We start from the raw sequence: 12,165 nt of genomic DNA, 5'->3' as shown, positions 1-12,165 counted from the left end.
CCGTTGGACGACGCGATATACGCGGACATCAGCGACCAGGAACTTCTGGAGCGCCATGTCGCGGGCGATCCCGACGCCTTCGGTGAGCTGGTGCGAAGGCACCGCGACCGACTGTGGGCGGTCGCCCTGCGCACCCTGGGGGACCGCGAGGAGGCCGCTGACGCGGTCCAGGACGCCCTCGTCTCGGCTTTCCGGGCCGCCCACACCTTCCGCGGCCAGTCGGCGGTCACCACCTGGCTGCACCGCATCACGGTGAACGCCTGTCTCGACCGGGCCCGCAAGGCCGTCTCCCGCAAGACGTCTCCCATGGACGACACCGCCCGCTTCGAGCAGCTCCTGGAGCCTGTGGAGTCCGCCGAGGCCCCCGCCGAGCGCCAGGACCTCCATCGGGAGCTGCTGGCCGCTCTGGCCAAGCTCCCCGCGGATCAGCGGGCGGCTCTCGTGCTGGTCGACATGCAGGGGTACCCCGTGGCAGAGGCCGCGCGCATCCTGGACGTGCCCACCGGAACCGTGAAGAGCCGCTGCGCACGGGGCCGAGCGAAACTGCTCCCCATGGTCACTCATCTGCGCGCGGACACGGTGGGTAACGAGGGCTCCGACCGGGGAAGGAACCGGACGCCGGGGACATCCGTCCCACCGGTGTCGGAGACAAGGGATAGCGGATCGAACGGTCCGACTGCTGTGAAGGGCGGAGGTGGGCGCGCGTGACATCCACGACCGGCAAGGCCGACACGACACAGCACCCGGACGTCTCGGAGATCTCCGACCTCACCGAGGGACTCCTCGCTCCGGCACGCGCCGCGGCGGTCCGCCGCCATCTGGACGACTGCTCGCTCTGCGCCGACGTACGCACCTCCCTGGAAGAGATCCGAGGTCTGCTGGGAACTCTCCCCGGTCCTCCCCGGATGCCTGCCGAGATCGCCGGCCGCATCGATGCCGCGCTGGCAGCAGAAGCGCTTCTCGACGCCACCGCACCCGTCCCCGACACCGATGTTTCACGTGAAACAAGCACGCGGCCCACGCCGCGCCCTGCCACGGCACCTTCCGGAGGCGCGGAGCGTCCTGCCGGCCGCTCCGGTGCCGGCACCGGCCCCGGACGCCCCCGCAAGCCCCGCCGGAGGCGCGTCGCCGCCCTGGGCGCCGCCTTCGGGGCCGCCGCCCTGGGAATCAGCCTGTTCCTCACGCAGGGAGGACTCCAGAGCCTCAGCGGGGAGTCCGGCGACACCAAGAGCGACACCGCTGCCAGCAGCGCCGTCGACTCGCGTTTCGACGGTCAGGACATCGAAGCCCGCGTGCAGGCGCTGCTCCAGCAGGACCACACCTTCAAGGTTCCCCAGGACAGCAGTCCCGAGTCGATGTCCGCGACGGGCGGTGACACTCCCCAGCGCGGCCTGGCCGAGCCGCTGCCGAACTGCGTCAAGGCCGGCACCGGCCGCACCGACACGGCGCTCGCCTTCCAGAAGGGTGAGTACGAGGGAAAGCCCGCCTACCTCGTCGTTCTCCCTCATCCGACGAACGGCTCTCAGGTGCAGGCGTACGTGCTTGACGCGACCTGCACCGCGGGTGGGGGAAAGAACCCGGCCGAGGTCCTCACGACGCACACGTACCCCCGCTCCTGACGTCCACGCCCTGCCGATACCCCCGCTCCTGACGTTCAGGCCGTGCCGCGTGTCGGTCTAGGGAATGCCCGCCCCGTAGGATCCGTTGGGTGGGGTGAGAGTCACCGAAACGACCGCCCCGTAGGCAGTAGGCAGTCTGCAGAGACGAGGAAGAAACCCGTGAGCGACGTCCGTAACGTGATCATCATCGGCTCCGGGCCCGCGGGTTACACCGCCGCGCTCTACACGGCGCGTGCGTCGCTGAAGCCCCTGGTCTTCGAGGGTGCCGTCACCGCTGGTGGCGCCCTGATGAACACGACCGACGTGGAGAACTTCCCGGGCTTCCGCGACGGCATCATGGGCCCGGACCTGATGGACAACATGCGCGCCCAGGCCGAGCGCTTCGGCGCCGAGCTGGTTCCGGACGACGTCGTCGCCGTGGACCTGACGGGTGAGATCAAGACCGTCACGGACACCGCCGGCACCGTGCACCGTGCGAAGGCCGTCATCGTCACGACGGGCTCCCAGCACCGCAAGCTCGGCCTGCCGAACGAGGACGCCCTCTCCGGCCGTGGCGTCTCCTGGTGCGCCACCTGTGACGGGTTCTTCTTCAAGGACCAGGACATCGCCGTCATCGGCGGCGGCGACACCGCGATGGAGGAGGCCACCTTCCTCTCGCGCTTCGCCAAGTCCGTCACGATCGTCCACCGCCGTGACAGCCTGCGCGCCTCCAAGGCGATGCAGGAGCGCGCCTTCGCCGACCCGAAGATCAAGTTCGCCTGGGACAGCGAGGTCGCCGAGATCCATGGCGAGCAGAAGCTCTCCGGTCTGACCCTGCGCAACACCAAGACGGGCGAGACCAGCGAGCTGCCCGTCACCGGTCTCTTCATCGCCGTCGGCCACGACCCGCGCACCGAGCTCTTCAAGGGCCAGCTGGAGCTGGACGAGGAGGGCTACCTCAAGGTCGACGCTCCGTCGACGCGGACGAACCTGCCCGGCGTCTTCGGTGCCGGTGACGTCGTCGACCACACCTACCGCCAGGCGATCACCGCCGCCGGCACCGGCTGCTCCTCCGCGCTCGACGCCGAGCGCTTCCTGGCCGCCCTCGCCGACAACGAGAAGCTCGCCGAGACCCCCGCGGTCTGATCCCCCTCAGGCTTTCCCACCCCACACCCCGCGAAGTTAAGGAGGTCGCCGTGGCCGGCGCCCTGAAGAACGTGACCGACGCTTCCTTCGAGGACGACGTCCTCAAGAGCGACAAGCCCGTCCTGGTGGACTTCTGGGCCGCCTGGTGCGGACCGTGCCGTCAGATCGCCCCGTCGCTGGAGGCCATCGCCGCGGAGCACGGTGAGATCGAGATCGTGAAGCTCAACATCGACGAGAACCCGGCCACGGCCGCCAAGTACGGCGTCATGTCGATCCCGACTCTGAACGTCTACCAGAACGGCGAGGTCGTGAAGACGATCGTCGGCGCCAAGCCGAAGGCCGCGATCCTCCGCGACCTGGAGGGCTTCGTCTCCGACGAGGCCACGAAGGCCTGACGCAGCGCCTGTTTCACGTGAAACACGAACGGCCCGCCCCGGATCGGGGCGGGCCGTTCGTCTGCCCTGGGACAGCCGGCAGGCGGCGCCTCCCCACAGGCCCTACAACGGCCGCAGCGCGGGCTCCTTCTGCACTGCGCCGAGGAGACGGTCCAGCGCCATCTCGACGTCCTCCTTCCAGGAGAGCGTCGTACGGAGCTCCAGCCTCAGGCGTGGGTACGCCGGATGAGGCCGCACCGTCTTGAAGCCCACGGCCAGCAGATGATCGGCCGGCAGAACACAGGCCGGCTCCTTCCAGCGACCATCGCCGAAGGCCTCGATCGCCTTGAAGCCACGCCGGAGCAGGTCCTTGGCAACGGTCTGCACCATCGTGCGGCCGATCCCCTGCCCCTGGTACCCCGGCATGATCCACGCCGTCATCAACTGGACCGCGTCCGCGGAGACCGGACTCGTGGGGAAGGCCATGGACCGCGGCACGTAGGCCGGAGGCGCATAGAGAACGAAGCCGACCGGCACGTCGTCGACGTAGACCACCCGCCCGCAGGATCCCCACTCCAGCAGGACGGCGGAGATCCAGGCTTCCTTCTCCAACTCGGGCCGCCCCGCCTTCACGGCGGCCTCCCCGCTCACCGGGTCGAGCTCCCAGAAGACACAGGAGCGACACCTCTTCGGGAGATCCGGAAGGTTGTCCAGCGTGAGTGGTACGAGCCGACGCCCCACGGCTGTTCCTCTCTTCCCGCTGCCGGCGCAGCACGGGTTTCGCCTCCCAGAATCGTATCGATGGGGCGTTCGGGGCGATACCGCGCGCAGGCAAAGGGACGGGCCGTGTCCCGGTCTTCACCGGTACACGGCCCGCTGTGAGTCGCCGAAGGCTCAGCCCTCGGCGTCCTCCTCGTCCGTCTCGGCGTTCCCGTGGTCCATGACGCGTCCTTCGCCCGGGGCCAGCGTCGACAGGATCCGCTCCAGATCATCCAGCGAGGCGAACTCGACGACGATCTTGCCCTTCTTCTGGCCCAGGTCCACCTTCACCCGCGTCTCGAAGCGATCCGAGAGACGAGAAGCCAGTTCGGTGAGCGCCGGCGAGACACGTGCGCCCGCCCGGGGGCCCTTGGGCTTGACCGTCGACGTGGGCTCCGAGCCCATGAGCGTGACGATCTCCTCGACCGCACGCACCGAGAGGCCCTCAGCGACGATCCGGTACGCGAGCTTGTCCTGCGTCTCCGGGTCGTCCACGGACAGCAGGGCACGGGCGTGACCGGCCGACAGGACACCGGCGGCCACCCGGCGCTGAACCGGCGGGGAGAGGCGCAGCAGACGCAGCGTGTTGGAGACCTGGGGACGCGAGCGCCCGATCCGGTCGGCCAGCTGATCGTGCGTGCAGTTGAAGTCCTTCAGCAGCTGGTCGTAGGCGGCGGCCTCTTCCAGCGGGTTCAGCTGGGCCCGGTGCAGGTTCTCCAGAAGGGCGTCCAGAAGAAGCTTCTCGTCTTCCGTGGCCCGGACGATCGCGGGGATGCGCTCCAGACCGGCCTCACGGCAGGCCCTCCAGCGCCGCTCACCCATGATGAGCTCGTAGCGCTCGGTGCCCAGTTGCCGGACGACGACAGGCTGGAGCAGACCGACCTCCTTGATGGAGGTGATCAGTTCCGCGAGCGCGTCCTCGTCGAAGACCTCACGCGGCTGCTTCGGGTTGGGCGTGATGAAGTCCAGCGGCAGTTCGGCGAAGTGAGCACCCGCGGGCGCTTCCGGCTCCTCCACCACGGCAGGCTCGACCACGGGCACCACGGAGTCCGGGGACTGCGGGCTCTGCGGGAGGGCCACCTTCGCGGCTGCCACCCCCCGCTCGGAAGGCAGCACCGGGGTGGAGACGGACGAGGAAGGTCCCGCCACGCCGACCGCCGGCACCTGCCGCTCCTGGGGAGCGGCAGGAATCAGCGCACCGAGCCCACGCCCCAATCCCCTACGTCGCTCGCTCACTGGATCCCCTCCGACATGTTGCTCTGGTTGTTCTGCTGCCCGACGTGGGCATTCTGGGCGTCGTAGCGGATACCGACCCCGCGCAGCGCGATCTCACGGGCCGCCTCGAGGTACGAGAGCGAGCCGCTGGAGCCCGGATCGTACGTGAGGACGGTCTGGCCGTAACTCGGGGCCTCCGAGATACGCACGGACCGAGGGATGCTGGTCCTCAGCACCTCCTCGCCGAAGTGGCTGCGCACCTCGTCGGCGACCTGGGAGGCAAGCCTCGTCCGGCCGTCGTACATGGTGAGGAGGATCGTCGACACGTGCAGCGTGGGGTTCAGGTGCCCCCGCACCAGGTCGACGTTCCGCAGCAGCTGGCCCAGGCCCTCCAGCGCGTAGTACTCGCACTGGATGGGGATCAGTACCTCGGCACCCGCCACGAGGGCGTTGACCGTCAGCAGTCCCAGAGATGGCGGGCAGTCGATGAGGATGTAGTCCAGGGGCTGCTCGTAAGCCTGGATGGCTCGCTGCAGGCGGCTCTCACGCGCCACCAGCGACACCAGCTCGATCTCCGCACCGGCGAGATCGATGGTGGCGGGAGCACAGAAGAGACCTTCGACGTCCTGGACGGGCTGGACCACGTCGGAGAGCGGCTTGCTCTCCACCAGGACGTCGTAGATCGAGGGCACGTCGGCATGGTGATCGATACCCAGGGCCGTCGAGGCGTTGCCCTGCGGGTCGAGGTCGACGACCAGGACCCGGGCTCCGTGCAGGGCCAGCGAGGCGGCAAGGTTGACCGTCGTGGTCGTCTTGCCGACGCCGCCCTTCTGGTTGGCGACCACCATCACGCGTGTCTGGGCAGGCCGGGGGAGCCCCTCACCGGCGCGCCCCAACGCCTCTACGGCAAGTTGGGCTGCACGACCAATGGGGGTGTCGTCCATCGGGGGCGGTGTTTCACGTGAAACATCCTCCCCCACCGATTCGGTTCGGGGACCGGGGACCGGGTCGGTCATCGGTCCCGCGATGTTGGCGTCGGACCGCAAGGATTCACTCTCCTCGGCTTCAGGCTCGCGATGGACAGAGCCTGCCATGCTTTCGGGGTCGTGAACCAGCGAGGCCCGTGGTTCTGTGGGTGAATCCACCTCTGTGGACAATCCCGTAACCCTCACGGGGGGTTTCGAGAGGGGTTTCCGGTCCCGGGGCGTGGCAGCCGCGCGACCGCGGCCGATGATCCCCTGCAGCAGTGAGCGACGTTTCACGTGAAACACGATGCACTCGCCGCTGATCCCGAGCCGTTCGACACTCCGAAATGCTCACGTATGGCAGCTTGTAAGGATCAAACAGGCCGCGTCGACGGCTCAGCGACGGCGACGCGTCCTGCTGGGTCGGGCGGCCTTCGCCCGCTTTGCGGCGAACCTCACACCGCCGGGGCTCTCACCGACCTCCACCCGGACGACCGTCGTCATGGGGTCGACGATGCCCTCGCCGACCTGCAGGACCGAGGTCCCCACCACGCCCAGCTTGGCGAGAGCGGCGCGTGCACCGATGATCTCCTCCTCGGCGGTGTCCCCCTTGAGGGCCAGCATCTCGCCGTACGGACGCAGCAGGGGAACGCCCCAGCCGGCGAGCCGGTCGAGCGGCGCCACGGCACGGGCGGTCACCACGTGCACCGGCGAGACCTTGCCCAGCATCTCCTCGGCACGGCCGCGGACGACGGTCACATGGCTCAGCCCCAGCAGCTCCACGACTTCCTGGAGGAAGTTCGTCCGGCGCAGCAGCGGCTCCAGGAGCGTGATCTTCAAGTCGGGCCGGACGAGCGCCAGCGGGATGCCGGGAAGTCCGGCGCCCGAGCCGACGTCGCACACGGAGACGCCCTCGGGGACCACTTCGGAGAGCACCGCACAGTTCAGCAGGTGCCGCTCCCACAGGCGGGGGACCTCGCGGGGGCCGATCAGTCCCCGCTTGACTCCCGCGTCCGCGAGGAGTTCCGCGTAGCGAACGGCCTCCGGGAAGTGCTCACCGAATACCGTCCGCGCCTGCTCAGGCGCAGGGGGAAGCTCCGCTGCCTCCGTCACGGGAACCGTCCTTCCGTAGCGCACATCCTGCGCGCGCACTGTGGTGGCTGAACTATCAGGCTTACAAAGATCGGCCCCGCCTGCGAGCAGACGGGGCCGACACTGCGAAGGAGGTCAGGCAGGGAGAACGACGACGAAGCGCTGCGGCTCCTCGCCCTCGGACTCGCTGCGCAGACCGGCGGCGGCGACCGCGTCGTGCACGACCTTGCGCTCGAACGGCGTCATCGGGTCCAGCTTCACCGGGGCACCGGTGGACTTCACCTCGGACGCGGCCTTGGCACCGATCTCTGCGAGCTCGGCCCGCTTCTTGGCGCGGAACCCGCTGATGTCGAGCATGAGGCGGCTGCGGTCACCGGTCTCCCGGAGCACGGCCAGCCGGGTCAGCTCCTGCAGCGCCTCCAGCACCTCGCCGTCGCGCCCCACAAGCTTCTGCAGGTCGCGGCTGCTCGAGTCGCTGACGATGGAGACCGCGGCCCGGTCCGCCTCGACGTCCATGTCGATGTCGCCGTCGAGATCGGCGATGTCGAGCAGACCCTCGAGGTAGTCGGCCGCGATCTCGCCCTCCTGCTCCAGGCGGGTCAGGGTGTCGCCACCCTCTGCGGCGGCGGCGGTGGTGGTGCCTTCCGTCACGGATGGACTCCTTCTACTTCTTGGAAGAGGGGTGCTTGGGCCGCTGCTGGCCCTTGCGCTGACCGGACTTGGCCTGGCGGGAGGCCCCGGAGTTGGCACGGCTGGGACGCACGGACTGATCGCCCGAGGCGTTCTTCGCCGTGTCCTTGGCGTCCTCGGCCTCGTCGCGGGGCTTCTTCTCCAGCGAGGTGGTGGGCTCCGCGGAGGTGGACTCGTCCTTCTCCTCGCCGCCCTTCGCCGGGGCCGGGTGGGCACCGCCGGCCTGGCGCTTCGCCTTGGTCTGGCGCTTCGGCTGCTGACGCTTGGCCGCGCCGGCACCCTCGGCCTCGGCCGCGATCGTGTCGCTCTTGATCACGGTGCCGTCGGCCTGGGCGGCGTAGCCGGCCTTGGCCAGGCCCGCGAAGAAGCGGCGCTCGTTGTCGTTGCGCTCGGCGCCCTTGGCGACGACGACCTTGACGATGTTCTTGCGGCGACGGCCGCGGACCTCGTCGTGCGCGGTGACGCTCTTCAGCAGGCGCTGGAGGTAGGCGTCCTGCGCCTTGCTGCCCGGGGTCGGGTTCTGGTTGATCACGTACATCTGCTGGCCCATGGTCCACACGTTCGTGGTCAGCCAGTAGACGAGAACACCGACGGGGAAGTTGATGCCCATGACGGCGAAGATCAGCGGGAAGATGTACATGAGCATCTTCTGCTGCTGCATGTACGGCGTCTTCACCGAGAGGTCGACGTTCTTCATCATCAGCTGGCGCTGCGTGAAGAACTGCGAGGCCGACATCATGATGATCATGACCGCGGTGACGATGCGGACCGAGGTCAGCGAGGCGTCGAGTGCGGCGACCTCGGCGGCGCTGTCGGTGAAGGTGGCGGCCAGCGGGGCACCGAAGATGTGCGCCTGGCGGGCGCTCTCCAGCAGCGGCTGGTCGATGACACCGATCGTCTTGCCCTCGGCGATGTGGGAGAGCACCGCGTACAGCGCGAAGAAGAAGGGGGACTGCGCCAGGATGGGCAGGCACGAGGAGAGCGGGTTGGTGCCCGTCTCCTTGTACAGCTTCATCATCTCTTCGGACTGACGCTGCTTGTCGCTCTTGTAGCGCTCCTGGATCGCCTTCATCTTCGGCTGGAGCGCCTGCATGTTCCGGGTCGACTTGATCTGCTTGACGAACAGCGGGATCAGACAGATACGGATCAGCACCACGAGGGACACGATCGACAGGCCCCAGGCCCAGCCCGTGTCAGGGCCGAAGATCGCCCCGTACAGCTTGTGGAACTGGACGATCACCCATGAGACAGGTGTGGTGATGAAGCTGAAAAAATTGGCAATCGTGTCCACTAATCAGGCTCCTTGAGCATTGGGCGAGGTCTCTGCGGCCGGGCTCGTCTCGGCGGTGGACCCGCCCGTGTCGCCGCGCAGTGCGTTCCGCAGCATTTCGTGCCAGCGCGGACGCTTGCGTGCGGGGACATGGTCCACGCCGCCGGGCGACCACGGGTTGCACCGCAGGATGCGCCAGGCGGTCAGGGCTGTGCCCTTGATCGCGCCATGCCGGTCGATGGCCGTGAATCCGTAGTGGGAACACGACGGGTAGTACCGGCAGACGGGCCCGAGGAGCGGGCTGATCGTCCACTGGTACAGCTTGATGAGAGCCAGCAGCGGGTACTTCATCGCGCGCCCCCTCCCAGGAGCCGCTCGAGAGCGGCGTCCAGGTCTCGGGCCAGCTGTGCGTGATCGGCGTCGCCGGCTCCGGGCAACGCCCGTACGACCACCAGGCTACCGGGGGGCAGCTCGGAGAGCCGATCGCGGACGAGATGGCGCAGACGTCGCTTCACCTGGTTGCGTACGACGGCGCCGCCCACGGCCTTGCTCACGACGAAACCCGCACGCGTCGGGGAAGCGCTCTCCCCAGGCGCGTGCGGGTCCGTTGCACCGCTGCGTAGGTGGACGACGAGGAGTGGGCGACCGGCCCGGCGTCCTCGACGTACCGCGGTTGCGAAGTCCTCGCGCCGCCTCAGCCGATTCTCGGTAGGCAGCACGTCATGACCTGTTTAAGAAGATCAGGCGGACAGGCTCGCGCGACCCTTGGCGCGACGGTTCGCCAGGATGGCGCGACCGGCACGCGTACGCATCCGCAGGCGGAAGCCGTGGGTCTTGGCGCGACGACGGTTGTTCGGCTGGAAGGTGCGCTTGCTCACTCGGGGGCTCCAGAAATGATTCGGTGGTGGCGGGACATCGCCTGGCTGTCACCGTGCGCCCACGAGAAGCTCGCAATACGCCCGAGTGCACCGCTTCACGATCACAGACCGTGATCTTTGCCCATCGGAGGCAGGCGGCAGCAGCCATCGACAACTCGACCTGGTTACGGTACGCGCGGCTACGCCATCCGGTCAAACCGACCGGTCACCGGGGTCCATTGTGCACAGGCTGTGGACAACAACTTGAACCACGTCAGCCGCCCCGACTACCGTGGCTGGACTCCTGAATCTTTTTCCGTTCTGTCCTTTCCTGTCCTAACGGACTTCGACCTGCCGTCCCGAGAACCACACATTCGTGGGACCTGCGAGGAAGCGTGCCCCGTGGCTGACGTACCTGCCGATCTTGCCGCAGTGTGGCCACGCGTGCTCGAGCACCTCCTCGGAGAAGGCCAACAAGGCATCGAGTCCAAGGACAAGCAGTGGATCGAGCGCTGCCAGCCTCTCGCACTGGTGGCCGACACCGCGCTCCTCGCCGTCCCGAACGAGTGGGGCAAGCGCGTCCTCGAAGGCCGGCTGGCCCCGCTGATCAGCGAGACCCTGAGCCGCGAGTGCGGCCGCCCCATCCGGATCGCGATCACCGTCGACGACTCGGTCGGCGAGCCGACCCCGCCCGCGCCGCCGGTCCAGCAGCAGCCCCGCTACGACGAGCGGCCGCCCGCCGACACGTACGAGAAGTACGACGGCTACGGTCACCGCCCGATGCAGGACGACGGGCTGCCGACCGCACGCCCGGCCTACCCGGACTACCAGCAGCCGCGTCCCGACCCGGGCTCCTGGCCGCGCACCCAGGAGGACCTCTCCTGGCAGCAGCCGCGGCTCGGCGGTTTCCAGGAGCGCGACCCGTACACCGGTCCGCGCCCGCAGCAGCCCCAGCCGCCGCGCTACGACGAGCGTCCGTCGGCCTACCAGCAGCCGCAGCGGCCGGAGCGCCCCGAGCCGCAGGGCCCGGGTGCCGGCCACGGGACCGGACCGGGCTCGCGCCCGGGCGGTCCGGCGTCGGGTCCCGTCGGCGGTCCCGGCCACTCCTCGGGGCAGGGCTCCGCGCCGGGTGCCCCGGGTGAGCAGCACGCCCGCCTGAACCCCAAGTACCTCTTCGACACCTTCGTCATCGGCTCGTCGAACCGCTTCGCGCACGCCGCCGCCGTCGCGGTGGCCGAGGCGCCGGCGAAGGCCTACAACCCCCTCTTCATCTACGGGGAGTCGGGCCTCGGCAAGACGCACCTGCTGCACGCGATCGGCCACTACGCGCGCAGCCTCTACCCGGGCACCCGCGTGCGGTACGTGAGCTCGGAGGAGTTCACCAACGAGTTCATCAACTCGATCCGCGACGGCAAGGGCGACACCTTCCGCAAGCGCTACCGCGACGTGGACATCCTGCTCGTCGACGACATCCAGTTCCTCGCGAGCAAGGAGTCGACGCAGGAGGAGTTCTTCCACACCTTCAACACGCTCCACAACGCGAACAAGCAGATCGTGCTCTCCTCGGACCGGCCGCCCAAGCAGCTGGTGACGCTGGAGGACCGGCTCCGCAACCGCTTCGAGTGGGGCCTGACCACCGACGTGCAGCCGCCGGAGCTGGAGACGCGGATCGCGATCCTCCGCAAGAAGGCGGTGCAGGAGCAGCTCAACGCCCCGCCGGAGGTACTGGAGTTCATCGCCTCCCGGATCTCGCGGAACATCCGTGAGCTGGAGGGCGCGCTGATCCGGGTGACGGCCTTCGCGAGCCTCAACCGGCAGCCGGTGGACCTGGGGCTGACCGAGATCGTCCTCAAGGACCTGATCCCGGGCGGCGAGGACTCGGCCCCGGAGATCACGGCCGGCGCGATCATGGCGGCGACCGCCGACTACTTCGGCCTGACGGTGGAGGACCTCTGCGGGTCCTCGCGCAGCCGGGTGCTGGTGACGGCACGCCAGATCGCGATGTACCTGTGCCGGGAGCTCACCGACCTGTCGCTGCCGAAGATCGGCGCGCAGTTCGGCGGCCGCGACCACACCACGGTGATGCACGCCGACCGCAAGATCCGCGCGCTGATGGCCGAGCGGCGCTCCATCTACAACCAGGTCACCGAGCTCACCAACCGCATCAAGAACGGCTGAGCCGGCCGGCGGACAGATCGG

At 68.8% G+C, this 12,165-nt stretch carries 14 protein-coding genes; 5 read left to right on the top strand and 9 right to left on the bottom strand.

All coding sequences use genetic code 11. The features are described 5' to 3' along the window. Positions 1 to 3 precede the first annotated feature (3 nt). The 4 genes from sigM to trxA all read left to right on the top strand — a co-directional run bounded on the left by sigM (position 4) and on the right by trxA (position 3,139). Positions 4 to 708 carry an RNA polymerase sigma factor SigM gene (sigM, locus tag ACGFZF_RS09875; protein WP_393552684.1) on the top strand — a complete coding sequence of 235 codons (705 nt, stop codon included), beginning with the start codon at positions 4 to 6 and terminating at the stop codon, positions 706 to 708. Further along, on the top strand, positions 705 to 1,619 hold the full coding sequence (locus ACGFZF_RS09870; protein ID WP_393552681.1) for a hypothetical protein: 915 nt from the start codon (positions 705 to 707) through the stop codon (positions 1,617 to 1,619). The genes sigM and ACGFZF_RS09870 overlap by 4 nt, the downstream gene beginning before the upstream one ends. Positions 1,620 to 1,778: 159 nt before the next feature. Further along, positions 1,779 to 2,744 carry a thioredoxin-disulfide reductase gene (trxB, locus tag ACGFZF_RS09865; RefSeq protein WP_147978785.1) on the top strand — a complete coding sequence of 322 codons (966 nt, stop codon included), beginning with the start codon at positions 1,779 to 1,781 and terminating at the stop codon, positions 2,742 to 2,744. 50 nt (positions 2,745 to 2,794) lie between these two features. After that, positions 2,795 to 3,139 (top strand): thioredoxin, encoded by a 345-nt coding sequence (gene trxA / locus ACGFZF_RS09860; protein ID WP_147978786.1) that lies wholly within the window; start codon positions 2,795 to 2,797, stop codon positions 3,137 to 3,139. Between the two features lie 102 nt (positions 3,140 to 3,241). Here trxA and ACGFZF_RS09855 read toward each other — a convergent pair whose 3' ends face one another. The 9 genes from ACGFZF_RS09855 to rpmH all read right to left on the bottom strand — a co-directional run bounded on the left by ACGFZF_RS09855 (position 3,242) and on the right by rpmH (position 9,987). After that, positions 3,242 to 3,859: a GNAT family N-acetyltransferase gene (locus tag ACGFZF_RS09855; protein WP_147978787.1), complete on the bottom strand. Its 618-nt coding sequence runs from the start codon at positions 3,857 to 3,859 to the stop codon at positions 3,242 to 3,244. A 153-nt stretch (positions 3,860 to 4,012) separates the two neighbouring features. Continuing rightward, complete coding sequence (locus ACGFZF_RS09850; protein ID WP_393552675.1) at positions 4,013 to 5,113, bottom strand: ParB/RepB/Spo0J family partition protein; 1,101 nt, start codon at positions 5,111 to 5,113, stop codon at positions 4,013 to 4,015. Further along, complete coding sequence (locus ACGFZF_RS09845) at positions 5,110 to 6,186, bottom strand: ParA family protein (protein ID WP_393552672.1); 1,077 nt, start codon at positions 6,184 to 6,186, stop codon at positions 5,110 to 5,112. The genes ACGFZF_RS09850 and ACGFZF_RS09845 overlap by 4 nt, the downstream gene beginning before the upstream one ends. A 267-nt stretch (positions 6,187 to 6,453) precedes the next feature. Further along, entirely contained in the window at positions 6,454 to 7,170 is a 717-nt protein-coding gene (gene rsmG, locus ACGFZF_RS09840) for a 16S rRNA (guanine(527)-N(7))-methyltransferase RsmG (RefSeq protein ID WP_393552669.1), read from the bottom strand. A gap of 114 nt (positions 7,171 to 7,284) precedes the next feature. Beyond that, positions 7,285 to 7,800, bottom strand: coding sequence for a R3H domain-containing nucleic acid-binding protein (locus ACGFZF_RS09835; RefSeq protein ID WP_356601324.1), 516 nt, complete (start codon positions 7,798 to 7,800; stop codon positions 7,285 to 7,287). A 13-nt stretch (positions 7,801 to 7,813) separates the two neighbouring features. Continuing rightward, the gene (gene yidC / locus ACGFZF_RS09830; RefSeq protein ID WP_393552665.1) at positions 7,814 to 9,130 is read right to left on the bottom strand and encodes a membrane protein insertase YidC; all 1,317 of its coding nucleotides are present in this window, start codon (positions 9,128 to 9,130) and stop codon (positions 7,814 to 7,816) included. A gap of 3 nt (positions 9,131 to 9,133) precedes the next feature. After that, positions 9,134 to 9,460 (bottom strand): membrane protein insertion efficiency factor YidD, encoded by a 327-nt coding sequence (gene yidD, locus ACGFZF_RS09825; RefSeq protein WP_147978793.1) that lies wholly within the window; start codon positions 9,458 to 9,460, stop codon positions 9,134 to 9,136. Further along, on the bottom strand, positions 9,457 to 9,828 hold the full coding sequence (gene rnpA, locus ACGFZF_RS09820) for a ribonuclease P protein component (protein WP_356601326.1): 372 nt from the start codon (positions 9,826 to 9,828) through the stop codon (positions 9,457 to 9,459). The genes yidD and rnpA overlap by 4 nt, the downstream gene beginning before the upstream one ends. A gap of 21 nt (positions 9,829 to 9,849) precedes the next feature. Beyond that, complete coding sequence (rpmH, locus tag ACGFZF_RS09815) at positions 9,850 to 9,987, bottom strand: 50S ribosomal protein L34 (protein ID WP_015659252.1); 138 nt, start codon at positions 9,985 to 9,987, stop codon at positions 9,850 to 9,852. A 381-nt stretch (positions 9,988 to 10,368) separates the two neighbouring features. On the opposite strand from rpmH, the gene dnaA reads away from it, so the two are divergent. Beyond that, positions 10,369 to 12,144 (top strand): chromosomal replication initiator protein DnaA, encoded by a 1,776-nt coding sequence (gene dnaA / locus ACGFZF_RS09810; protein ID WP_393552661.1) that lies wholly within the window; start codon positions 10,369 to 10,371, stop codon positions 12,142 to 12,144. Positions 12,145 to 12,165: the final 21 nt, after the last annotated feature.

It is taken from the genome of Streptomyces sp. NPDC048338, from assembly GCF_043201055.1.
Lineage (GTDB): Bacteria > Actinomycetota > Actinomycetes > Streptomycetales > Streptomycetaceae > Streptomyces.
This window is presented reverse-complemented; position numbering and strand designations above follow the sequence as displayed.